Here is a 24,008-nt window from a genome sequence, read left to right as displayed (position 1 = left end):
GAAACGAGAGTTAGTTCTCGGATTTTCAGCAAAAAAGGCCGGTGCATGCACCGGCCTTTTCGATCAGTTTTCGGTCGCCTTATTCAGCGGCTTTGACTTCGGTGTTGCTGCGAATTGCAGCATCGCGAACATCGCCGTCTACATGTTCTTCGAACTTGGTAAAGTTCTTTTCGAACAGGCCGGTCAGATTTGTCGCAGCCTTGTCATATGCAGCCTTGTCCGACCAGCTGTCACGCGGGTTAAGGACTTCGGCGGGGATGTCACCACACGCGGTTGGATATGCCAGACCGAAATACGGGTCGGTCGCGAAGTCGGCGTTTTCGAGTTCGCCATTGAGTGCCGCGTTCAGAAGGCCGCGGGTATAGGCGATCTTCATACGCGAACCAACGCCATAGCCACCACCGGACCAACCGGTATTAACCAGCCAGCAATTGGCCTGATGTTTTTCCATCAGTTCACCAAGCAGCTTGGCATAAACCGATGGATGACGTGGCATGAACGGCGCACCAAAGCATGCAGAGAATGCCGCAGTCGGTTCCTTGACACCTTTTTCGGTGCCGGCAACCTTTGCGGTATAACCCGACAGGAAATGGTACATTGCCTGTGCTGAAGTGAGCTTGGCGATCGGCGGCAGAACACCAAACGCATCGCAGGTCAGCATGATGATGTTTTTCGGATGGCCGCCACGACCGTTTTCCGATGCATTCGGGATGAATTCGATCGGATAGCTGGAACGCGTATTTTCGGTGTGACGTGCATCGTCGAGGTCAAGCTCACGCGATTGCTTGTTCATCACAACGTTTTCCAGAACCGTCCCGAAGGTTTGGGTTGTGGCATAGATTTCCGGTTCTGCTTCTTTGGAAAGCTTGATCACCTTGGCGTAGCAGCCGCCTTCAAAGTTGAAGACGCCATCTTCGCCCCAGCCATGTTCATCGTCACCGATAAGCGTGCGCGATGCGTCGGCCGACAGGGTGGTTTTGCCGGTGCCCGACAGGCCAAAGAAGATCGCCGTGTCGCCGTCCTTGCCCATATTGGCCGAGCAATGCATCGGCATAACGCCCTTGGCCGGAAGAATATGGTTAAGAACGGAGAAGATCGATTTCTTCATTTCGCCAGCATACCAGGTGCCGCCGATAATGACCATTTTGCGCTCGAAGGAAACGACGACGAATACTTCGGAACGGGTGCCATCGACTTCCGGATCAGCCTGCAGGCCCGGGGCATGCAGAACGGTGAATTCCGGGGCAAAATCGCGCAGTTCTTCCTTTGCGGGCTGGATGAACATGTTGCGAGCGAACAGGTTGTGCCATGCATTTTCGTTGATCACGCGAACCGGCAGGCGGAAACGCGGATCTGAACCGGCATAGCAGTCCTGAACAAACAGTTCGGTACCCTGGAAGTAAGCGCGCACTTTCTGGTACAGGCGCTCGAATACTTCCGGGCTGACCGGGCGGTTAACGTCGCCCCAGTCGATGTCGTTCTTGGTGCCTTCCTCTTCGACGATGAAACGGTCCTGCGGGGAACGGCCGGTATGTTCACCGGTCAGCGCAACAAATGCGCCACCCTTGGCAATTTTGCCTTCCTGACGACGGATTGCATGTTCGTAGAGGCCGGCAGCGTCCAAATTCCAGTGAACGGCGCCAAGATTTTTGAGGCCATGGGTTTCAAGGCCTACACGGCTGACAACGGGTCCTGATTGCAGCACGGATCTCTCCTGGTGGGAATTGAGTCTGGGGGTTAATAGTCAATTCTACACAATCGACATGTGGGATAGCCGGTTGCGTCGCGACATATTGTTACAAAGGTGTCTTAAAAGCAACCTGTCCTTTGGCTCAATACCAAGGAAAACGTAGACGTTTTTGCGTTTGCGAAAAGTCACCTTTCGAAAGTGACAATTAAATCTTCGTTGCCCAAATCAGGTCATTTGACCGCGCGCTTTTTTACACATTTCGACCAGAATATCGCGCGCTTCGCCGGGGCTGCGGATCGTTTTGGCAAAATCGACGCGCAAAGGACGGGAATCGGCAGAATTGCATTCCAAATCCATTCCATCGCAATCAATGGCGACCATTTTCCATCCGCCATTCCTATCCTGATCGGTGAAATGTCCGACAATGTCGGCAATCGCATCGCCATGATCGGTATTCATATGTTCGATCACGTCGTCATGGCCCGTGATCAGCGACTGACAACCGTCGACAATGAACTGGTCGCCTTTCAGTCGTCGTTGTTTGCCAAAACCGCCAACCCAGTAAACGGCTTCGACCGTGACATGATAAAAGCCGAAATCGGCGAAATCGGCATATTGGGCGGCATCGGGATGGGCTCGCAGATAGCGCTGCCGGGTTTCGAGTGTGTGATCGGCAACTGTTCGGCCAAAGATCGTTAGTCTGGCGTTATCCGAATTGATCCTCTCGCTTTGTCCGGGATCGATATTACCGTCGGTAAACAGCAGGGACATTCGCGGATCACTTTGCAAATGACGGGTATGATCCGCCAGATCGGAAATCAGCAGGATGGGGCTGCCATCAATATGGGCGGCAGGAACGACCATTGATGTTACCGGCCATCCATCGCCAACCTGTTTGTGATCGCAGGCGGTTGTGGCCATGACTGCATGTGCGGCACGTCGTGTCATACGCCGGAGTTCTGCCGCGGCATTTCCATTCTGCTGTGCAATGTCCGACATGCAGTGTGTCCCCTTGATGAACAGGGCTTTTATTTGGGGTTGGTTGTCGCCGTCCGCAATGTTTGGTCTGGCTGGATTACAGATTGCTGTTTCCGGTCGTAATGAGCGGTGCGGTCGTGGCGGAAAGACGACGTTTGCGGATGGTTTCCAGCACCCGTTTTTTGCTGCCGTCGCTCATGCCCATCCATGCACCAATTTCGTCGCCCGTACGAAAGCATCCGGTGCAGTAGCCAGCGGCGGGGTCAAGAACGCAAACGCCAATACAGGGGGATTTGACAGGCATGATTTTCCAAATCTGGTAACGAGATTGATTGTGTGCATAGAAAACACAAAGCCCGCCAGGATCAAGAGGGTAATAATCCGGCGGGCTTTGTAATGTGTGGTAATTTCGGGACGTGAACGTTCTAGAGGCGGTCAAACCAGTTGCGGACCTGCCGGTCGGCCTCTTCGCGTTTAACGCCATAAGCTTCCTGAACCAGACCGACCAGTTTTTCCTGCTGGCCTTCAATCTGATCAAGGTCATCGTCAGTAAGACGGCCCCACTCGCGCTTGACGTGGCCCCGCATTTGTTTCCAACGGCCTTCGATTTGGTCCCAATTCATCAGGTATTCTCCTGTTTCTTTCGGGTTGTTTGCTCGTTTGGTCAGGAAATTTGTCTGCACGCCAATGACATGCGACTTCTCCGGTTGCTTGATTATGAAACGGTTCGGAGTGTTTTTTGTTCCAAGATACCCGGATTGCTTCCTCTGCCAGGGCAGGGTTGCGGCCCGCTGACTTGCCATATTCGCCTGTGAGGGGTATAGCCGAGCCAGTTTTTTCATTGGAGTGTGTGTGAGCGCACCATCGGCGTGCAGCACGGAGGACAATATGCGCGGATATTTCGGGATCGGGATCGAGGGGGCCAGCAAGCCTTTTAACGTGGGCACGCTGTTTCGTTCCGCTCATGCGTTTGGTGCCGGCTTTGCCTTCACTGTGGATGCGGATTTCCGTGATGAAAGGGCCAATGTGGCCGACACATCACGTGCGTCCGAGCAGATGCCCTATTATCACTTCCCTGATCACGATCATCTGTTCCTGCCCGATGGATGCCGGATGGTTGGTGTTGAACTGACTCCGGACGCGATTGAGTTGCCAAGTTTCAAGCATCCGTCGCGCGCGGCTTATATCCTTGGTCCGGAACGTGGCAACCTGTCACAGGAAATGCAGGATCAGTGCGATTTCATCATCAAAATCCCGATGAGCTTCTGCGTGAATGTCGCCATTGCCGCCAATATCGTAATGTATGACCGGCTGATCAGCCTTGGCCGTTTTGCCCCGCGCCCGGTACGGGCCGGCGCCCCGACCGAGCCAAAGCCGGAGGCCTTTTATGGTGGCTGGATTTCGCGCACGCGGGACAAACGCAAAGCCGATCCTGAAAAGTTCCGCCAAGCTCCGCCACCCGATTACAGCGTGATCGACGGGACGCTGGATGACGACGATTAATATCCGAAAATGAAGCAACGGCCGCGAGGGAGGAGCGCGGCCGTCGCATTTTCCTGACCCGGTTTCATCGACAGGGGGAGGTCGATGACAGGGGGATGGGTCAGGCAATCGGTTTCACTTCTTCGTTTCAGGCAGCCTGTATTGCTGTTTCATCTCGCTCATCCCCTTCGTCAGCGTCCGGAATTTCGGCCTTTTCAGGCAGAATGCCGTGCGGATTGCGTAGCAAGTTGGCAATCATCCGCATCCCGACATCGCCCTGCAGGGTCAGCAGGCTTTCGGGATGGAACTGCACCGCACTGATCGGCAGGCTCTGATGGCGTATGCCCATCACCACACCGTCATTGCTCCGCGCGGTGATTTTAAGATCAGCCGGCAGGCTTGCCAGATCGGCAAATAGCGAGTGATAGCGTCCGACGACAATTTCATCGGGTAGGCCTTCAAACAGCGGATCAGACGGGTCCAGTTTCACCTTAGACGGTTTGCCATGCATTGGTGTGTCGAGTTGGCCAAGTGATCCGCCGAAAAATTCGACAATTCCCTGTAAACCAAGGCAAACACCAAAGACGGGAAGCCCCGCGGCAAGGGCACGCTCGATGCTATGGCGCAGCCCGTAATCATCGGGACGTCCCGGTCCCGGGGACAGGAACACCAGATCGGGTTTAAAATCGTCAAACGCCTCGTCCGGGAAACTGGGGCGCAGCGTCAGGGTTTCAGCACCGGTTGCGCGAATATAGCTGGCAAGGTTTTGGACAAAGCTATCTTCGTGGTCGATCAGGAGTACACGTTTGCCAACACCGGAAACGGTTGGGTCAATAGTGGCTTCGTCCTTGGCATCGCGGGTGACGGCATCAATCATGGCTGATGCCTTCAATACGGTTTCGGCTTCTTCGGCGGCAGACTCACTATCAAACAGCAATGTTGCACCCGCGCGAACTTCGGCGACACCCTGTTTGAGGCGTACGGTGCGTAATGTCAGGCCGGTATTCAGATTGCCATTGCACAGAACCGCACCAATGGCCCCGCCATACCATGCACGCGGACTACGTTCGACGGCTTCGATATGCTTCATGGCGGCCCGTTTAGGGGCACCGGTGACAGTGACAGCCCAGCAATGCGTCAGGAAAGCATCAAGCGCATCGAACCCTTCGCGAAGGCGGCCTTCGACATGATCGACCGTATGGATCAGGCGGGAATACATTTCGATCTGACGACGGCCAAGAATACGGATGCTGCCGGGTTTGCAGACACGTGCCTTATCGTTGCGATCAACGTCGGTGCACATGGTCAGTTCGGATTCTTCCTTGGCCGAATTCAGAAGGGTACGGATATTTTCGGCATCCTCAATCGCGTCGCGACCGCGCGCGATGGTCCCCGAGATCGGGCAGGTTTCAATACGCTGACCGGTAACGCGGACATACATTTCCGGCGATGCGCCAATCAGGTGTTCACCGTCCCCCAGATTGATCAGGAAACCATAAGGTGCTGGATTTCGGCGTTTAAGGCGGCGGAAGATTTCCGACGGGGCAGTTTTGCATTCGGTCCGGAACACGCGGCTTGGCACGACTTCAAACAGTTCACCGCGCGCAAATCGTGGCTTGGTTGCATCGACGACGGCAGCGTATTCGCCGTCCTTCATATCATTTTCGACGATGCCGTTTGCACCGTGTGACGGTGGGTGATCCTGTGTGATGCGGTCGAGCCCGGCGGTGCTATGGCCATCTGGCGCAATGAATTCATATTCAAAAAGGGTTGCGACCTTGGATGCATGGTCGACCGTGATCATCTGATCGGGCAGGTAAAGATGGACGTCTTTATGATCACTGTTACGGTCCTGGGTCAGTGATATCTGTTCAAAATGAAGGGCGATGTCGTAGCCAAAGGCACCGTATAGGCCCAGACGTTCGTCGCCCTTGTGGGCAAACAGATCACGAATGGCCCGGACAACGGAAAACAGGCTGGGCTGTTGACTGCGTTCTTCTTCGGGGAACCAGGCGGCCGTTTTGCCGACATAACCGTAAAGCCCGTCATCGCCCTTGGTCAGGCCTTCGATATGGGCATGACCGGCAAGGGCATGTTCAATCATTGGCAAAAGCACCCGGCCTCGATCATTGAGCGCACGGATTGCAAAGCCACGTTCGCGTCCGGTGATTTCCAGCGGTGGTTTGGCAAAGCCCATGTCCCAGCGCGAATAGCGACCCGGAAACTCGTAGCTTGAAGACAGCAAAACCCCCTTCGTCCGGTCAAGCGCGTCGATCAGGCTCTCAGTGGCATTTTCATAGGTGATTTCTGTCTGGCGGCGAATAACGGCGATGCCGCCATCGGTGGTATATCGATATTCGCTAGTGGTTTCAGAAGTCGGGTTGGTCACGTCAAATACTCCGTTTGCGGGGCGCTGCCGCAGGAGCAATGTGACTTTTCAGTAAATTAGGAAAAAGGTCCGAAAACACAAAGCCGCCTGCGAAGATCAGGCGGCCGGTTGTTTCAGGGCATGATAATTGGCCGCCCGCTTATGCGGACCACCACCAACGATTGGAAATAAGTATCGGGTTCATGCCATGTGTTTTCATGTGTCAAACTATGATCAGCGATCAGACGGGCGTCAAGCATTTTGATCAGACGATTATTCGCCCGGTTCCGAAACCTCGAAACGCAGCGGTTTATGGCAATGTGGACAGGACAGAAGATCGTCTTCGTGATTGTGATGAATGTCGCGGACGTCGTCGATGATGGACTGGGCCTGTTCATCGCTGATGCCAAGTTCATCCTGATGAGATCGTAGCCTTTTTCGCACGGCCTCGGTCAGGCGTTTTCCCGAAAGCTGATGGGTGGCTTGTTGGCGATAAGCATCTTCGCGGCGGCGCAGTTCACTGGAAAAGGCAGATGCCAGAATACCGGCGGGCACTGCGACGATGCCGATACCCGTCAGTGAAATCAGACTTGCGATGACTTTGCCCAGCGCTGTGATCGGTACGACATCCCCGTAACCGACGGTGGCAAGGGTGATAACGCTCCAATAAAGGGCACCGGGCAGGTTGCCAAATGCGTCAGGTTGGGCTTCGTGTTCTGCAAGATAAATGGCACCTGCACTGAAAACCAGCATACAGGCCAAAGCCGCGCTTGCGGCGCCAAAGATACCCATCTGCTGACGAAACACCATCAGCATCAGTTCAAGCCCGGTGGAATAGCGGGTGAACTTCAAAAGCCTAAGCAGGCGGACAATGCGGATGAACCGGAGATCAATCGACGTGAAAAATAGCAAGAAGACCGGCAGGATTGCGATCAGATCAACCATTGCCATCGGTCGCAGCATATAGCGTAAACGGCCCCATTTTCCGGAAAATTCCGGGTTGTCGGGTGCGGACCAGACACGCAAGCCGTATTCGATGGTGAAAATGGTGGTGCAGACCAGTTCGATGACCAGAAAAAGGACAAAAAACTGTTCAGCCAGTTCATGAACGGTGTCGAGAATGACACAGATAACATTGATCACGATCAGGGATGCAAGGATCAGATGCACGGTCAATGACAGCCGTGATTGGCGGTCCGCCCCATACAGCAAATTCTGAACCTTTGATCGAAGCGTTCTTTCCATTTGACCCCATACTTTAACGGGGCACCACAAACCGCCCGCAATCATCGAATGATTGCTGACATCGCTTCAGAAATGGTTAAAGAAGATGCTTATGTGAAGCCGCAGGGTGCTAGTAACCCTTTGCCGCGCGAATGAAATCGGCAATTCTGCGCGCGTCTTTCACGCCTTTGGTTTTTTCAACACCAGACGATACATCGACCCACGGGGCACCGGAAATACGCACCGCATCGGTGACATTGTCGGGATCAAGTCCACCGGCCAGCATCCAATTGCTTTTGAAGCTGCGCCCGGTAAGAAGTGTCCAGTCAAAGCTGACGGCGTTGCCGCCGGGAAGAATGCTTTCTTTGGGCGGTTTGGCATCGAAAAGCAGAAAATCGGCGACGCCATCGAAGTTTGCCGCAGCGGCATCAATGTCATCGGACGTGCTGACCGAAACGGCCTTCATGACGCGCAGACCGAATTTTTCTTTTACTTCTGCAACCCGTTCCGGGCTTTCCTTGCCATGCATCTGGATCATGTCAAGGCGGCCGGCCTTGATCGCGTTTTCAAGGGCCTCGTCACCGGCTTCAACAAACAGCCCGACTTTAAGGATGCTGTCAGGCACACGCTCGGTCAGGGTGGTGGCACCGTTAAGCGATATGTGCCGCGGGCTTGGGGGGAAAAAGACATAACCCAAGGCATCCGCCCCGGCACTCATTGCGGCCATCGCGGCGTCTTCGCTATTGATTCCACAGATTTTGACCATGCAGCTCATCGTGGGGTCCTGTCTTGTAGCCAATTCAAACTTCCGTCCAAGTCATTTGGTCCTAGCAGAAAGTGATCACGACCAACAGGATATTTGCGATTTAACGTGGCTTTCCACTGGCGAGATGGCGGTTGCTGCGCTATTTTCCCGGCCATGAGCAAGCACACAGGCCCAGCCGGGGGCGAAAACGGCGAAAAGACAACCCATTTTGGTTTCCGGGACGTCCCCGAAAGCCAGAAGGCATCGATGGTGCGCGAGGTTTTCGATACTGTCGCGTCCAAATATGACTTGATGAATGATCTGATGAGCGGCGGTATTCACCGCCTGTGGAAAGATACGTTCATCAACGAGCTGAAGCCGCGTCCGGGCATGAAGCTGCTGGACGTTGCCGGTGGCACCGGGGACATTGCATTCCGGTTCCTGAAGAATGGCGGCGGCTCTGTCACGGTGTGCGACATTAACTATGAAATGCTGCATGTCGGTCGTGATCGCGCGGTGGATCATGGGTTGCTGAAAAACATCAACTGGACTGTTGGCGATGCGCAGAAACTGCCGCTGCCCGATCATTCGGTTGACGCCTATACCATTGCCTTTGGCATCCGGAACGTGACGCGGATTATCGAAGCCCTGTCCGAAGCCTATCGTGTGCTGCGACCAGGCGGAAAGTTCCAATGCCTTGAATTTTCCAAGGTGGTGGTGCCGGGGTTCGATAAACTTTACGACACATACTCGTTCAAACTTCTGCCTGAAATCGGCCGCTTCATTGCGGGGAATCGCGAAGCATATCAGTATTTGGCCGAAAGCATCCGTCAGTTCCCCGATCAGGAAACCTTTGCGTCCATGATCCGTGATGCCGGGTTCGAGCGGGTGAAATATCGCAATCTTTCGGGTGGTATTGCCGCTATTCATTCCGGCTGGCGGATATAGGTGGCGACTGAATGATACGGTTCGTTCGCAACAGCTTTCGCCTGCTTGGAATGGCGCGGACTTTGGCGCGTCACGATGCGCTATTTCCGCTTGCCCTTGTCCCGGGTGGTAAGGTTCTGGCATTTCTTGCCCGTCTGACGGCACCGTTTTCGAAACGATCAGATTTGCGGCCGGGGCAGCGGCTAGCCCGTGCGCTTGAAGAATTGGGACCTGCATTCATCAAGCTCGGTCAGACACTGGCGACGCGTGCCGATCTGATCGGGGATGATGTTGCGGCTGATTTATCAAGCTTGCAGGATCGCCTGCCACCATTTTCGGCCATGATTGCCAAGCGGATCATTACCGAACAGCTTGATGGGCCATTTGAAGCCCTGTTTTCCGAGTTTGACGATACGCCTGTTGCGGCGGCATCTATCGCGCAGGTGCATTTTGCAACCACATCTGACGGGCGTGAAGTTGCGGTCAAGGTGCTGCGCCCGGATATCAAGGCCCGATTTGCGCGTGATCTGGATCTGTTTTACTGGGTATCGGAAATTGTCGAACTGACGCAACCGCGTCTGCGCCGTCTTAAACCGGTTGAAACCATCAAGACGCTGGAAGACAGCGTGCATCTTGAAATGGATTTGCGGTTTGAAGCATCGGCAGCATCCGAGTTCCGCGACAATTTCGAAGCTGATCCGACCTATTATGTTCCGCAGATAGATTGGGAACGGACGGCCGAACATGTGATCACTATGGAACGGGTCAAGGGTGTGCGTATCGATAATGTCGAGGCGCTGGACCGGATGGGGGTTGATCGCTCCTCCCTGCTGGCCAAGGCGGCCGGCGCATTTTTCCAACAGGTTTTCCGTGACGGTTTCTTCCATGCCGACATGCATCCGGGCAACCTGTTCGTCGACGAAACTGGCAAGGTCAGCATCGTTGATTTCGGGATTATGGGACGTGTTGACCGTCAGACGCGGCTTTACCTTGCAGAAATGCTTCTGGGTTTCCTGACGCGCGATTATCGACGTGTCGCCGAGGTTCATTTTGAAGCTGGATATGTGCCTCGCAACCAGTCGCTTGAAAACTTTCAGCAGGCTTGTCGTTCTATCGGGGAGCCGATCCTTGGCAAGGAGCTCGCGGATATTTCGGTTGGCCGTCTGTTGGGGCAGCTTTTCCAGATTACCGAAACCTTCGGGATGGAAACCCAGCCACAGCTTTTGATGCTTCAGAAAACCATGATCGTTGCCGAGGGGCTTTCTCGTATTCTGAGTCCGAACGAGAATATGTGGGAATTGTCGCGTCCGCTGATCGAAGAATGGATGCGCGAAAACCTTGGCCCGGAAGCAAAGATTGCGGAAGCCACCCGACAGGCCGGAACGATGTTGCGCCGGTTGCCCCGTGTTCTTGAGGCCGCCGAACAGGCATCGGCCGTCTTTACCGATCAGGGATTGCGTCTGCATCCCGATACCGTCGCCGCAATGCGGGGCCGGTCTAACGGGCAACGCAGTTCCGGCGGTATCTCGAAACAATCAGTATTGCTTTGGGTGGCGATTGCAGCACTGGCCGTTGCCCTATTCGTGAAATAGAGATCGGCCATGAGCGAAATTGAAATCAGTTGTGACCGTGGTCGGCTTGACCTTGGATATTGCTATGATTTCATTGCCAATTCTTATTGGTCGCGGGGCAGGTCGCGTGGCGAGTTTGACCGTTCGGTTGAAATGTCGGTGCCGGTTGGTGCCTATTGCGACGGACGGCAAGTTGGCTTTGCCCGGGTCGTGACCGACCTCATCGCAATTGCTTACATCGCTGATGTGTTTGTTGATCCCGATTACCGTCGTCGCGGAATTGCATCCATGATGCTTGATACCCTGCATGGTCATCCCGATATTGCGCGGGTCAAACGATGGATGCTGGCGACGCTTGATATGCAGCCGGTTTATCGCCAGCACGGATATGAAGACCTGAATGAAACGATCATGATGCGGCTGGATGGTGCGTCTGACGATCAAGCGCCATTACGTTAAATCCGATTAAAACCGGTTTCTAACAAAAACGCCGCCACGGTCGAATCGGGCGGCGTTTTCTTTGCTGTTGGTAGCGCCAAACAATCAGCTGGTGCGGACTTCATCAAGGAAGTTGCCGACTTCACTGCGTAGCGTTCCGGATTGCGCACCGAGTTTCTCAGACGAATCAAGTACCTGTCGGGCAGCATCACCGGTCTGGCGGGCGGCAGACTGCATTTCATGAATGTGGCTGGTGACTTCCTGTGTGCTTTGCACGGCCTGCTGGACAGAGTGCGAGATTTCGGAAGTCGCCTTACCCTGTTCCTGTACTGCGGCTGCGACCTCGGACGCGATTTCGTTCAGATTGGCGATAATGCTGGTGATCCCGTCAATCGCACCGACAGCTTCCTGGGTTGATCCCTGAATGCCTGAAATCTGGGCCGAAATATCCTCCGTTGCACGTGCGGTCTGATTGGCAAGGTTTTTGACCTCGTTGGCGACCACGGCAAAGCCCTTGCCCGCATCACCGGCGCGTGCTGCCTCAATTGTGGCGTTCAGTGCCAGAAGGTTGGTCTGTTCGGCGATGGCCTGAATGATCTGGACCACTTCACCAACTTTCTGTGCCGAAACATCAAGCCCTTGAACCATTTCGTTGACCCGGTTGGCCTCGGTGCTGGCATTGGCGGTGATATTCGATGTGTCATTCACGCGCGCGCTGATGTCACGAATCGAAACAGAAAGCTGTTCGGCGGCACTGGCCACCGTTTCGACACTGTGATTGGCTTGTTCGACGGCGGCCACAACAGCCTGTGAACCGGCTTCGTTCTGGTGGACGGCGGCGACCATGGTCTGGGCGACCTGTTGCATTTCGCTTGATGCTCCGGATACACCGTCGACAACACCCATCACGGTTTGTTCAAAACGTCCGGCCAAGCCGTTCATGGCTTCACGGCGTTTGGCCTCGGCACGTTCGCGTTCCTGTTCACGTTCGCGATCCAGTTGTGCAACGCGGTTTGCGTTTTCCTTGAAAACTTCGACCGAGGCGGCCATCTGGCCGATTTCATCGGTGCGATGAACGCCCGGAATATGAATGTCACGATTGCCATCCGCAAGGGCTGCCATGGCGCCATTGATTTTAACAAGCGGCGTAATGATCTGATTACGCAGGACAAACCATGTGCTGCCTAGCAGGACGATAAGAATTGCAGCGGCAAGAGCCATCTGGATGATGACAGCCTGCTTTACCTCGGCATTAACGCGTTCTAGACTCCACGCCGTTAGCAGCATGCCACGATACTGATCTTCGTCCCGACGCTTGGAATATTTCGTGATCGGCGCAGCAACAATAACGGCGTCGCCCGATATGAAGCTGACGACTTCCTTGTTTTCAAGCCGTTCCAGATAGGGTTCGGCAAGTGCAGCCAGATCGTGTTCGGGAAGGTTTTCGGATTGATAGGTCGCAATCGGCTCGCCATCCGGATTGGCAGCCACCAGCGACGCCAGCTGTGATCCTTCTTTGTCGGTGATTTTGCGAAATTCTTTTTCAACCGAGTTACCGTCCATGGCGATAAAGCCCGGTTGCACGGCGGTCGACAGCATTTCAGTTTTTTCGACCGACTCATTATACATGATTTCGATCATCGCATCGCGTTGCGAAACCGTCTGGATCGTCATCATTGCGCCAAAGCCGACAATCAGCAATGCAACCACAACCAGAATGACTTTGCGTCCGACAGAGCCGCCGGATCGTTTGGTTTCGGCCATTTAAGGTCTCCCGTCCTTTGAAGCCTGATGATATTTGTTCCCTCGTTACCTGATCGATCACCCGCGATCATTTCAAAGCGTCGCAACTTGGTCGAACAGGTTGGTGCCGTCTTTTTGGTGTTCCGAATTATGGCTCCGGAAATTTGCCAAACCGACGGTCATTTATTGTTTTGGTTCCCTGTGTAACACCACAGGGATTGGATTGCATTTTTACGCCTTTCTTCGGTCCCTCGTAAAAAAGCTACTTCAAAGCGCGACATAACCGAAATAATTAAAATCGACTTGTTTGAAATTGTCCAAAACTCACTAAATGCGATAAAATCATCCGGTATTGTTCTTGTTTTTAGAAAATAATTCTATTCGCATGTTCGGTTATTTTTGCGACGCGAATCGTCTGGCGATGACAACAGTCCGATGGACGAGTACATATGGGAATGGTCGTCTGTCTTTTTGACATTGTATGATCCGGTGGTTGCAGTTTTACGGGACGGGGAACCCGAATGGCGAAGTCCAGAACCATGAACAAGCCGCGTGCGGTCAAAAAAGGCAAAAAAGCCATAGCCAGTGGTTCTGCAAAAAGTCTTGCGCAACAAGCTTCGGTGGATAGTTTGCCGGGCTTTACCGTTCCCAGACCTGAAACTGCAGAATTGCCACAGACGAAAAGCAACGCAGCCAAAAAAGTGTCGGATCAATCCCATGGGGCGCCCGCAATCGCCGCACGCTCCGGTAAATCGGAAATGTTCGCCCGTGCACTTGATGCCCATCAGTCTGGCAGGATTGAAGAGGCAATTTCGCTTTATGGTGCGGTTCTCAGACAAAATGCCGATCAGCCCGATGTCTGGAATAACCTTGGTGTCGCGCTTCGGCGCAGTAAACGGCTTGATGCCGCACTTGTCGCCTATCGCAGGGCGGCGGAACTGCGTCCTGGCAATGCGGGGCTTTGGTCAAATATGGGTAACTGTCTGCGTGAGATGATGCGGTTTGATGAGGCCGCGGCGGCTCATGACAAGGCGCTGGAGCTTGATGCGTCAATCAAATCGCATCCGTTCAACGCCGGCCTGGTTTATCGGGATACCAACCGGTTCGAGCAGGCTATTAAATATTTTGATGCGGCCTTGTCCATTGATCCCGATTATGTCGATGCAAACTGGGACAAGGCACTGGCACTTTTGGCAACAGGGCAGTACGCAGCGGGTTGGGCCGGATATGAAACGCGCCGCAAGCTTGCCGATAATCCGATCCGCCCGCTTGAATCTGTTCCGGAATGGGATGGAAAGGCCGATTTGCGTGGCAAAAGACTGCTATTACGTGCCGAGCAGGGCTTTGGCGACATGATCCAGTTTGCCCGTTTTGTCCCATTAGTGGGGAAGAGGGCCGCGCATATCATTCTTGAATGCCGATCGGAATTGATCCCGGTGATGAGCACGATTGCCGGTGTCGGGACGATTGTTGAAAAGGGGGCGAAATTGCCGCCCTTCGATCTGCATGTACCTTTGCTTAGCCTGCCGCATGTCATGAAAATCAGCGAGGCCGAATTGCATCGTGTGTCTGCAGAACCTTATTTGAGTGCGCCGAAAGGCAAGCAGGCACGATTAAGCCCGCCATCGGGGACGGTGCTTAAGGTTGGGTTGATATGGGCAGGCAAGCTTAACCCGCGTGATCGATCCTGTCCGCTTGAAATGCTGATGCCGCTTATGGCGCAGAAAGGGGCAAGTTTTTACAGTTTTCAGGTCGACGAGCGGCGAGGTGACATAGCCAAACTTGGCGCCAATGCCCTGATTACCGACATGGGTGAACATATTCATGATTTTGGTGACAGTGCCGCCTTGATGAAGGCGATGGATCTGGTCATCACGATTGACAGTGCGCCTGCCCATCTTGCCGGGGCGCTCGGTTTGCCGGTCTGGATGCTGCAACTTTATACGACAGATTGGCGCTGGATGGTAAACCGCTCAGACAGTCCATGGTATCCGACGATGCGGATTTATAGGCAAGACGCGGCAGGGGATTGGACTGTCCCGATTGCAAAGCTGAGCGCTGATTTTGCCAATCTGCTTAAGGCGCGCCTGGGAGCTGCGGCATAGTTAAGCCGATTAACAGCTAAATTTTGGTCAACACCCGGTGATCGTCTGATCAATTCTTTAAACAGGAATAGTCCCGGCCCTTGTCTTTGACGATGACTCAGCGTAGGAAAGCGCCTTAAATTTACGAAGAATATCGACCGCTGTCCGGTCTTTCCCATGATTGGGGCTGATAGTCAGCAGGCGATCCGTTTTTTGCGCAGGAGAAAGCTTGTGAGCGAAGCTGCTTATAACAAAGGTTTCCCGGTTTCCTGGGAACAGATGCATCGCGACGCACGTGCATTGGCGTGGCGTCTGCTGGAAAAAGGTCCGTATAAGGGCATTATCGCGATCACCCGTGGTGGTCTGGTTCCGGCTGCCATTATTGCACGCGAACTTGATATCCGGCTGATTGATACTGTTTGCATTCGCAGCTACTCTGACAAGACGCGTGGCGATCTTGAATGGCTTAAGGGCGTTGAAGGCGATGGTGCGGATATGCTGATCATTGATGATCTGGTCGATACCGGCAAAACCGCGAAGGCTGTACGCGAAAAGCTGCCAAAGGCACATTTCGCGACCGTCTATGCCAAGCCGCTTGGCCGCGAGATTGTCGACAGCTTTGTGACGGAAGTTTCCCAGGATACCTGGATTTATTTCCCGTGGGACATGGAGCTTTCGGTCAACGCGCCGATATCCGAACGCGTTCGCTAATCGGTCTTGAAGATCTGATCGTATCTTCCTCAAGGCCCGTTGGACCGAAAAGGAGGACACGATGCAAAATCAAAACTGCCCGGCTCGCTATCGTCAACCGTCATTAACGGTCCGATGGGCCGGGCATTTCTGTTTCTGGCTTGGGTTCTGCGTGCTTGCGATTGTGGGTATATCGGCCCCTGTCATCGCACAAGATCTGCCCGCGCAAACGCAAAAAGCCATGTCACTTCTGCGACCTGAAAGCGGTTATCGGCTTGAATTGTTTGCCCCGGTAAATAGTGCGCGTTCTATTGCTGTTGCCCCGGAACTGAAGGGCATTTTCGTCGGGACGCGTGGTCCCAATCTTTATTTCGTGCGCGATGCGGATGGGAATGGCAAGGGCGAGGAAGTCAATCTGATTGCCGATGACTTCAAGATGGCTAATGGCATTGCCTATAAGCCCGGAACGTTGTTTGTTGCCGATCAGCACCGGGTTGTATCCTACGATCTTTCAAATTTTGATGGGAAAGCATTGGGACGCCCGCGCATCCTGTTTACCAACCTGCCGGATAAGCGCCATCATGGTTGGCGTTATGTTGCACTTTCGCCGGATCAAAGCCGTCTGTTCATTGCCGTTGGCGCACCGTGCAATATCTGCAAGGTCAGCGGACTTGAAGGTACGATCATTTCTATGCCGATAAGTGGCGGGGCGCCGAAAATCTATGCCAGCGGCATCCGTAATTCCGTTGGGCTGACCTTTCATCCCGATACCGGTGATTTGTGGTTCACCGACAATGGCGGGGATAATCTTGGTGATGATGTGCCGCGCGAAGAATTGAACCATGCCACCGCCGAAGGGCTGTTTTATGGTTATCCGTGGTATGCTGGGAACGATACGCGATCCCCGCAGTTTGCCAATGAAACTCCACCGGCTGAAGTCACCTTTCCGGCCTTTACTTTTAACGCGCATAATGCCGCGTTGGGGCTGACCTTTGATGATGGTGATGCGCTTGTGGCGTTGCACGGATCATGGAACCGGACCATCCCGGATGGTTACAAGGTTGTCCGGGTGGAATTTCGCAATGGTGAACCTGTGGCAACCAACCCATTCCTAGATGGTTTCCTGCGCAGCAACGGCGAGGTTGTTGGCCGTCCGGTTGACGTAAAGCATTATATTGATGGATCGATACTGGTGTCGGATGACCATGCCAGTGCCGTTTGGCGACTGGTTCCGACGGGCGGTTAGCTCATCCAAAATAAATCAACCCGGTATGGGGTTGGGCTTGCACCCACCCTGAAACCGGGCTATAAAACCGCCGCTTCGCGGGTGTAGTTCAATGGTAGAACGGCAGCTTCCCAAGCTGCATACGAGGGTTCGATTCCCTTCACCCGCTCCAGATTTCCCGGAATGACCGAAATCAGTTTGCCGCGCAGGATATGGTGCTGTGGCATTTATTGTTGCAACCGTCAGTCATAGCGGTCGGGCAACAAGATATCAGCCGGTCACGCAACCGTTTGCGAGCACGCTGAACCCGCGATTTGATGGTAGGAAGAGCGACGGCATGACGGGTGGCAAAATCGGTTTGTCGGGTCTGTTGCAGGTCAATCTCGGTCAGTACTATTCGATCAGCATCCGACATATTTGAAATAAATCCCGAAAGACAGTCACTTAATCCCGCCACGTCAGGCCGTGTATGGACTGACTGATTTTCCGGGGCGCCGGACAAAGTAGGATCGGTTTTCAGGTTGTGCTGGGCCATGCGTTGTCTCCCCTGCTTCCGATAAAAATCATTAATTTTGCTGCGTGCGACCGCATAAATCCAGGCAGAGGGGTTACCAGATGTTTGCAAAGCCGCCTTGTTGCGGACGATAGCCTCAAGGATATCCGAGACAACATCTTCGGCGTCATTTTCCGGAACACGGCTTCGAACAAAGTGATGCAGGCCCTTTCGAAGAGCCTGCCAGTCCGGGGATGTTTGATATGAGACTGTAAAGGTCATTGGTTTTACGTACAGCAAACCTGTTCTGGCTCGGATGTGGCGTTGATGTCGGGGTGCTGCCCGCAGCATCCTGCCTGTGATGATTCGCCGCCTGTTTTATCCGCTTCCGGTTCATCATCAAGAATATGATACCATTCCCAGGCCAGTTCGTCCGGTTCCTTGATCCAGAGTTTGGCCTGTCTGGCATGACAGCAACTGGTTTCAGTAACACCGTTTGACTTAAGTCCGCTGCCGCCAAGATGGTCTGATACCTTATCAAACTCGGACGCGTTCAGACATTCAACTCCGATGTGATTAAGCTGCTCGTTTGCTTCAGGGCGTTCAAACAAAACGAGTTTAAGTGGTGGTACAAGAATTTCGAAATTTGCATAGCCGTTGCGTTTCTTGTGAACCGGGGTTGCAAACATTTTACTGTAAAATGTGACGGCCCGATCAAGATTTTTGACATTCAGGGCAAGTTGCAGGCGCATTTTCGTCTCCAGACAATCAATATGATGATCAGGAAGACGTACAGACCAGCAAAAAGATGCAGGGCCAGATCATTTTTTTAGTGGGGCGTAGGAAAGACCCTCCGAACGGGCCTGTTCGTCGCTGCAAAGAAATTCACGCCTGTCCGCGGTAGTATCCTTGTAGCGTGGATCAAGGGTCCCAAGGTAATGGCTATCGCCTTCAGGGACGAAAAGGCAGCGCCCGTTTTCACCATCAAGCCGGGCGCCCGACCGCCATTCACCTGGGGGGATCATGTCACCGCCATGTATGCCAATACCGGCGTTGTCGGCTTCTTCCGAAAGACCGTCATAGCGATGGGAATATCCTTCGATCGGAAGGGCCTCACCGTCACTGACCATGGCAGCAGCCACATCGCGTTCACCAATACCGCATTCGACAATGGGGAAATCGTCATCTTTGCCGGAATGCTCCTTATCACCGGGCCAGCAGCGCACGGTAAAGGGAGCCATGGCGAAATATTTGCGAAGCTGCATGGCTGATGACATGCCGCAGTCCCAAAAATTGCCATTGTGCCGGCATTGCTGGCCAAGTTCGGGAGCATCAATGCCGGCGATGTCTGCAACGACACCATCAATCATGATCGTATCGCCATCAATAACCAGAACATCCCGGCCCTGTGCCTCTAACGCCTTTTGTTCGCCATTTGACGGGGTGTCGCCAGCGGCATGAACCGGTTTGTCCTGCATATAGATCGCAAGTGCAAATGCGACGGGAATGGAAAGCAGAAGGATAAAACGAAAAGAGCGTCTCAAAGCAACCTCGATGGTTTGGTGATTGGACACAGGTGATGCAATCAGGATACAGAATGGCATGAATGGCTTGCGCAAGAACAGTCGAAAACAACGGCAAAATAATGTCCTGAAATCCCGGGAAATGTGCGGCTTTGACTCTGTTCGTGCCGACACATCTGCGATAACAGGATGCAATCGTTGTCAATTGGCTGTACAAGCGGATTTCCCGAGTTAGGCATGGACATCGTTCTTGTTTCGACTGCAGCCCATCTTTTTCGTCGTAGGCATAATGGTCATTATCATCGGTGTTTCGATGATGATCCCGGCTGCCGTCGACCTTTATTATGGTAATCCCGACTGGAAGATTTTCGCACAGGCGTCAATGACCAGTATCGGTCTTGGCGGCATGGCCTGCCTTGCCTGCCGGTCGGAAATCGGTCCGCGTGTGAATGCCCGTCAGGGCTATGTTCTGACGGTGTTTTCCTGGATCGCAGTCAGTCTTGCTGGTGCCCTTCCGCTTTGGTTCTCGTCCCTTGATATCAGCTTTTGTGATGCGGTTTTTGAGACCGTTTCGGGGCTGACCACGACTGGCTCAACGGTTCTGTCGGCGCTTGATGACATGCCGCCGGGTCTTTTGCTGTGGCGGTCGATCCTGCAGTGGCTGGGCGGGATCGGGATTATTGTGACAGCACTTGCGCTGCTGCCGATGATGAGGGTCGGTGGAATGCAGCTTTTTCAGATGGAAAGCTCGGACCGATCGGAAAAACTGAGCCCGCGTATTCGCGATATGTGCCTGCAGATCGTGATGATTTATGTCGGTCTTAGCGTCATCTGCATGGTTCTGTACCGGATCTTCGGCATGACCTGGTTTGACGCGATTAATCATGGCATGTCGACCTTGGCGACCGGTGGATATTCAACGTCTGATCTGTCATTTGCCAAATTCGATTCCAGTCTGGCGCTGCACTGGGTTGGCATTATTTTCATGTTCGCAGGTGCTTTGCCGTTTACGGCTTATGCTGTACTGGTGCGTAAACGAGATATTCGCGCGATAGCAAATAATCAGCAAATCCGGATTTTCCTGCTGATCATTGCGGTTTTCACCGGCCTTTTAACCCTGCGTCTGATGCATATTTCCGATGACGGGTTTTTCAGATCGTTGACCATGGCAGCGTTCAACCTTGTTTCGGTGATTACCACGACGGGTTATGCGTCGGGCGACTATCTGCAATGGGGTCCGGCAGCGATCATGCTGTTCTTCTTTGCGACCTTTATCGGCGGATGTTCCGGCTCGACGGCGGGCGGATTCAAGATGTTCCGGCTTTATGTGGTGTTTACAGGGCTTAAAGCACATTTCATGCGCCTGCGTAGTCCGTCGGCTGTGATTGTAAGCCGGATCGACAAACATGAGATCACGTCTGACATCTATAACGCGGTAACGGTTTATGTCTTCCTGCTGACGATCAGCTATATCGCGATCAGTGTCGCACTGGCTTTGACCGGTCTTGATCTGGTGACTTCAATGAGTGCGGCGGCAACGGCACTTGCCAATGTGGGCCCGGGTCTTGGCCCGATTATTGGTCCGGCGGGGAATTTCCAGTCGCTGCCCGATGCTGCGAAATGGATTCTTGATGTTGCAATGGTGCTGGGCCGGTTGGAGTTTGAAACGCTTCTGGTGCTTCTGTTGCCAGCTTTCTGGCGCGATTGAGTGGTAAAATGACGGGGGTGTCGCGGTTGTCAGCGACAATGCCCTGATTTTGCCTAAACTGGGCGGCAGATTTCGTTGAAACAAACAAGGAAAGACATGCAAATGGCAATGTGGAACATTCCCGGTCGGAAACTCGTTTTTGGTGTATCGCTTTTGATGATGGCGGGGGTGCTTGGCGCCTGTTCACCAGAAGTCGGCAGCAAGGAATGGTGCGAAGACATGAAGGAAAAGCCAAAAGGCGACTGGTCCGCCAACGAGGCCACCGATTTCGCCAAACATTGCGTTTTCTGATTTTCGATTCTTTGTGATCAGGCAATCTTTCTCGTTTGAATTTAGGTGTTTGCCCTTTGGCGCCGGCTTGCCGGAAAACTGCCAAAGGGCAAAAATTTGCACAAAATCCTGAGAAAAATGCATGGAACAACTCGTTTCGGGTTGCGTTTGAGTTCCAAGATTGCTGTGCATGCGTGCGATGCAGCAAGGTGCATTTGCCAACGCAAAAGAAATCCTTATAATGCGCGGCCCGCGAGCAATCGCGTAAGTCGAAAGCGACAACAATTTTTATACGAGGTTAGACAATTATTATGAGTGCCGAAAATCTCCATGTCGGTGTGATCGGCGCAACCGGTGCGGTTGGCGTCGAGCTGATCAATGTTATGTTTGATCGCAACTTCCCTGTGGGTGAACTCACCCTGTTCGCGTCCGAGCGTTCGGCAGGCAAGACCGTGGAGACTAAGTACGGCACTAAGACCATCGCACTGTTTTCGGTTGAAGAAGCCAAACAGTGCGACATTGTCTTTCTTGCAGTTTCAGGTGATTTCGCCAAGGAATTCGCCCCGCAGATTGCCGAGGGCGCGCTGGTGATCGACAACTCTTCGGCATTCCGTCTGAATGACGATGTGCCGTTGATCGTGCCGGAAATCAATGGTGACCTTGCCAAGACCGCCAAGCTGATTGCCAACCCGAATTGCACCACTGCGATTGCAGCTGTGGCGCTGTGGCCGTTGCACAAGGCATTCGGCCTGAAAAAGGTCATCGTTTCGACCTATCAGGCGGCATCAGGTGCCGGTCAGCCGGGTATGAACGAACTGCGCGAAGGTCTGGCAGCGGGGCTTGAAGGCAAACCTGTTCCGGCCGAAGTCTTTGCTCATCCGTTGGCGTTCAACGTTATCCCGCATATCGATAGCTTCCAGGAAAACGGTTACACCCGTGAGGAGATGAAAGTCACCTGGGAAACCCGGAAGATATTTGGTGAGCCGAACCTGCCAGTATCTTGCACGGCGGTGCGTATTCCGACCGAGCGGACCCATTCGGAATCCATCGTGGTTGAAACCGAAAAGGTCGTTACGCCGGCTGCTGCACGTGAAGCATTGGCCAGTGCCAAAGGTGTTAAACTGGTCGATGATCCGGCTAATAATGTCTATCCGATGCCGATCAATGCGACGAAGCAGTACGACGTAGAAGTCGGTCGTATCCGTTCAAACCTGATTTTTGGTGATCATGGTCTGGAACTGTTTGTGGCCGGTGACCAGTTGCTTAAAGGTGCAGCGTTGAACGCGGTCCAGATCGCAGAAGCCTATATCGCTGATTAAAAGATATAACGGATCTAAATGAAAACGGCCCCGATTTCGGGGCCGTTTTTGTTTGTCTGGCAGGGCCGATCAGGCGACCGAAATATGATCGCGACCAGCATTTTTGGCAGTATAAAGCGCGTTATCAACACGAGTTATAAGTGTTTCAAACTCTTCACCGTCTCGATACTCGGTGATACCTGCACTAACCGTGACCAGAATGGTATCCCGCCCGAAGCGTACCGGATGTTCGCGGATCGCGTCGGAAATTTCCCGTGCTTTCGTCATTGCTTCCTGGCGACTAAGGCCGGGCAGAAGCAGGATGAATTCGTCACCGCCCCAGCGGCACAAAGTATCGGATTCACGTGAATGACGGCGAATGGTGGTGGCAACTTCCTTAAGCGTTGCGTCGCCGCCAGGATGGCCAAAGGTGTCATTAACTTCCTTGAACTCGTCAAGATCGATACAGACAACGCCTAAAGGTTCCGCACGCCGTTTGCAGGATTTGGCCACACCTTCAAACACGAGATCAAAGACCTGCCGGTTGCATGCGCCGGTCAGCTTGTCACGTGATGCGAGTTCTTCCAGACGGCTTTGATAATTCCGGATCGTTAGATAGGCGGCAATGCCGACAATCGCGGTAATCAGAAGCGATACAGCGATATTGATCAGGAAGGTGGTTTCGATCTTCTGGTCACCGATATGTTCTTTCTGTTCGACCAGCAGCAACCAGCCGAATTCCGGAACAAGGCGACTGTTTACGAAATAGGTTTCTCCGTGGTCCTCGTAAGTAATCGAGGATCCAGGGGAAGTCAGAATCTGGGTGGCATGGACACGAATTCCATTGCGGTCGTGCAGTGTTTCGGACGTCCCGAAGCCGCTGCCGTGCAGGGTGATCCGCCCTTCCAGATCAACAAAGTAAATCGTTCGGCCATAACGTTTCTGATAGGTCTCGATCAGGCGGGTAACGGAATTGACGGATAAGCCAACACCGGTGATGCCGATGACATTTCCGTCATAGTCGCGGACCTGATAATTAACGAAAACCGCCAGACGTGATCGGTCCGCAGTGTCATGATCGACATTGATTTCATAGGGTTTTTGATCGTCGCGTGCCTGAAAATACCAGAAATCGGCCGGATCATCTTCGGATACCTGCTTGATCACACCGGTCGGGTGATAATAGTTACGGGTCTTGTCCGAGATAAAATAGGACGTGACAGTATCATATCGCATCTGGATTTCACCGAGATAGCGGATGATTTGTTCAGGGTCATTTTCCCCGGCGAGCGTCCAGTCCCGGACAAAAGTATCCTGCGCCATCAGTGATGAAATAAAGATCGGTTGCAGCAGGTCACGCTGGATCTCGGAATAGATATTGTCGCTGGTCAGCGGTAGTGTGCTCTCGGCAATTTGCTGTTCCAGTGATTGCCGGGCGACGTAAAAACTTACGAAACTCGTGGTCAGAAAGCCGGCAACCAGCAAAATGCACAAAACGATAGCGAAATAAATTTTCTTTCCAGGCACGGAAAGCCCCCAAGGTAGTTCTAG

General features: G+C 53.3%; 22 protein-coding genes and 1 tRNA gene. 11 read left to right on the top strand and 12 right to left on the bottom strand.

What is annotated here, in order from left to right; translation table 11 throughout:
- Positions 1-79: 79 nt before the first annotated feature.
- The 4 genes from TH5_RS19490 to TH5_RS19475 form a co-directional block, all read right to left on the bottom strand.
- On the bottom strand, positions 80-1,705 hold the full coding sequence (locus TH5_RS19490; RefSeq protein WP_114123257.1) for a phosphoenolpyruvate carboxykinase: 1,626 nt from the start codon (positions 1,703-1,705) through the stop codon (positions 80-82).
- 210 nt (positions 1,706-1,915) lie between these two features.
- On the bottom strand, positions 1,916-2,689 hold the full coding sequence (locus tag TH5_RS19485; protein ID WP_114123256.1) for a HugZ family pyridoxamine 5'-phosphate oxidase: 774 nt from the start codon (positions 2,687-2,689) through the stop codon (positions 1,916-1,918).
- Between the two features lie 76 nt (positions 2,690-2,765).
- Positions 2,766-2,972: a DUF1289 domain-containing protein gene (locus TH5_RS19480; RefSeq protein WP_114123255.1), complete on the bottom strand. Its 207-nt coding sequence runs from the start codon at positions 2,970-2,972 to the stop codon at positions 2,766-2,768.
- Between the two features lie 121 nt (positions 2,973-3,093).
- Complete coding sequence (locus TH5_RS19475) at positions 3,094-3,291, bottom strand: CsbD family protein (RefSeq protein ID WP_062952233.1); 198 nt, start codon at positions 3,289-3,291, stop codon at positions 3,094-3,096.
- Between the two features lie 265 nt (positions 3,292-3,556).
- Between TH5_RS19475 and TH5_RS19470 the strand changes: the two genes are divergently transcribed.
- Positions 3,557-4,171, top strand: coding sequence for an RNA methyltransferase (locus tag TH5_RS19470; protein ID WP_114123254.1), 615 nt, complete (start codon positions 3,557-3,559; stop codon positions 4,169-4,171).
- Between the two features lie 127 nt (positions 4,172-4,298).
- Here TH5_RS19470 and TH5_RS19465 read toward each other — a convergent pair whose 3' ends face one another.
- The 3 genes from TH5_RS19465 to TH5_RS19455 form a co-directional block, all read right to left on the bottom strand.
- Positions 4,299-6,539 (bottom strand): anthranilate synthase component I, encoded by a 2,241-nt coding sequence (locus TH5_RS19465; protein ID WP_114123253.1) that lies wholly within the window; start codon positions 6,537-6,539, stop codon positions 4,299-4,301.
- 252 nt (positions 6,540-6,791) lie between these two features.
- Positions 6,792-7,763 carry an ion transporter gene (locus tag TH5_RS19460; protein WP_114123252.1) on the bottom strand — a complete coding sequence of 324 codons (972 nt, stop codon included), beginning with the start codon at positions 7,761-7,763 and terminating at the stop codon, positions 6,792-6,794.
- A gap of 109 nt (positions 7,764-7,872) precedes the next feature.
- Complete coding sequence (locus TH5_RS19455) at positions 7,873-8,517, bottom strand: phosphoribosylanthranilate isomerase (protein ID WP_114123251.1); 645 nt, start codon at positions 8,515-8,517, stop codon at positions 7,873-7,875.
- Positions 8,518-8,661: 144 nt separating this feature from the next.
- Here TH5_RS19455 and ubiE point away from each other — a divergent pair, with 144 nt between their 5' ends.
- The 3 genes from ubiE to TH5_RS19440 are packed head-to-tail and all read left to right on the top strand — an operon-like array spanning position 8,662 to position 11,444.
- Positions 8,662-9,435 (top strand): bifunctional demethylmenaquinone methyltransferase/2-methoxy-6-polyprenyl-1,4-benzoquinol methylase UbiE, encoded by a 774-nt coding sequence (gene ubiE, locus TH5_RS19450; protein ID WP_114123250.1) that lies wholly within the window; start codon positions 8,662-8,664, stop codon positions 9,433-9,435.
- 11 nt (positions 9,436-9,446) lie between these two features.
- Positions 9,447-11,006 (top strand): 2-polyprenylphenol 6-hydroxylase, encoded by a 1,560-nt coding sequence (ubiB, locus tag TH5_RS19445; RefSeq protein WP_114123249.1) that lies wholly within the window; start codon positions 9,447-9,449, stop codon positions 11,004-11,006.
- 9 nt (positions 11,007-11,015) lie between these two features.
- Positions 11,016-11,444 (top strand): GNAT family N-acetyltransferase, encoded by a 429-nt coding sequence (locus TH5_RS19440; protein ID WP_114123248.1) that lies wholly within the window; start codon positions 11,016-11,018, stop codon positions 11,442-11,444.
- A gap of 84 nt (positions 11,445-11,528) precedes the next feature.
- Here the strand turns inward: TH5_RS19440 and TH5_RS19435 are convergent, their stop codons facing one another.
- Positions 11,529-13,187 (bottom strand): methyl-accepting chemotaxis protein, encoded by a 1,659-nt coding sequence (locus tag TH5_RS19435; protein WP_114123247.1) that lies wholly within the window; start codon positions 13,185-13,187, stop codon positions 11,529-11,531.
- Positions 13,188-13,687: 500 nt separating this feature from the next.
- Between TH5_RS19435 and TH5_RS19430 the strand changes: the two genes are divergently transcribed.
- The 4 genes from TH5_RS19430 (at position 13,688) to TH5_RS19415 (ending at position 17,337) form a co-directional block, all read left to right on the top strand.
- Positions 13,688-15,271 carry a tetratricopeptide repeat protein gene (locus TH5_RS19430; RefSeq protein ID WP_244204982.1) on the top strand — a complete coding sequence of 528 codons (1,584 nt, stop codon included), beginning with the start codon at positions 13,688-13,690 and terminating at the stop codon, positions 15,269-15,271.
- A gap of 210 nt (positions 15,272-15,481) precedes the next feature.
- Positions 15,482-15,961 (top strand): xanthine phosphoribosyltransferase, encoded by a 480-nt coding sequence (gene gpt, locus TH5_RS19425; RefSeq protein ID WP_114123275.1) that lies wholly within the window; start codon positions 15,482-15,484, stop codon positions 15,959-15,961.
- 61 nt (positions 15,962-16,022) lie between these two features.
- A complete protein-coding gene (locus TH5_RS19420; protein ID WP_114123246.1) occupies positions 16,023-17,186 on the top strand; it encodes a PQQ-dependent sugar dehydrogenase in 1,164 nt (387 codons plus the stop codon).
- A 77-nt stretch (positions 17,187-17,263) separates the two neighbouring features.
- Positions 17,264-17,337: transfer RNA gene (locus TH5_RS19415), tRNA-Gly, on the top strand.
- Between the two features lie 21 nt (positions 17,338-17,358).
- Here the strand turns inward: TH5_RS19415 and TH5_RS19410 are convergent.
- From TH5_RS19410 to TH5_RS19400, 3 genes are all read right to left on the bottom strand, one after another.
- Positions 17,359-18,009, bottom strand: coding sequence for a sigma-70 family RNA polymerase sigma factor (locus TH5_RS19410; RefSeq protein WP_114123245.1), 651 nt, complete (start codon positions 18,007-18,009; stop codon positions 17,359-17,361).
- Positions 17,946-18,410 (bottom strand): ArsI/CadI family heavy metal resistance metalloenzyme, encoded by a 465-nt coding sequence (locus TH5_RS19405; RefSeq protein ID WP_114123244.1) that lies wholly within the window; start codon positions 18,408-18,410, stop codon positions 17,946-17,948. Before TH5_RS19405 ends, TH5_RS19410 begins: the two co-directional genes overlap by 64 nt.
- A gap of 69 nt (positions 18,411-18,479) precedes the next feature.
- Positions 18,480-19,262: a thermonuclease family protein gene (locus TH5_RS19400; protein ID WP_114123243.1), complete on the bottom strand. Its 783-nt coding sequence runs from the start codon at positions 19,260-19,262 to the stop codon at positions 18,480-18,482.
- A gap of 208 nt (positions 19,263-19,470) precedes the next feature.
- On the opposite strand from TH5_RS19400, the gene TH5_RS19395 reads away from it, so the two are divergent.
- The 3 genes from TH5_RS19395 (at position 19,471) to TH5_RS19385 (ending at position 22,478) form a co-directional block, all read left to right on the top strand.
- Positions 19,471-20,889 carry a TrkH family potassium uptake protein gene (locus TH5_RS19395; RefSeq protein WP_114123242.1) on the top strand — a complete coding sequence of 473 codons (1,419 nt, stop codon included), beginning with the start codon at positions 19,471-19,473 and terminating at the stop codon, positions 20,887-20,889.
- 102 nt (positions 20,890-20,991) lie between these two features.
- Positions 20,992-21,180 carry a DUF3012 domain-containing protein gene (locus TH5_RS19390; protein ID WP_208638492.1) on the top strand — a complete coding sequence of 63 codons (189 nt, stop codon included), beginning with the start codon at positions 20,992-20,994 and terminating at the stop codon, positions 21,178-21,180.
- Between the two features lie 290 nt (positions 21,181-21,470).
- Positions 21,471-22,478, top strand: a complete 1,008-nt coding sequence (locus TH5_RS19385; protein ID WP_114123241.1) for an aspartate-semialdehyde dehydrogenase — start codon at positions 21,471-21,473, stop codon at positions 22,476-22,478.
- Between the two features lie 69 nt (positions 22,479-22,547).
- On the opposite strand, the gene TH5_RS19380 is transcribed toward TH5_RS19385, so the two are convergent.
- Complete coding sequence (locus TH5_RS19380) at positions 22,548-23,984, bottom strand: sensor domain-containing diguanylate cyclase (RefSeq protein ID WP_114123240.1); 1,437 nt, start codon at positions 23,982-23,984, stop codon at positions 22,548-22,550.
- Between the last annotated feature and the right edge of the window lie 24 nt (positions 23,985-24,008).

The sequence above is a fragment of the Thalassospira xianhensis MCCC 1A02616 genome, from assembly GCF_003326475.1.
GTDB classification, from domain to species: Bacteria; Pseudomonadota; Alphaproteobacteria; order Rhodospirillales; family Thalassospiraceae; genus Thalassospira; species Thalassospira xianhensis.
Note: the sequence above shows the minus strand (reverse complement) of the source record. Positions and strands in the feature narration are given on the sequence as shown.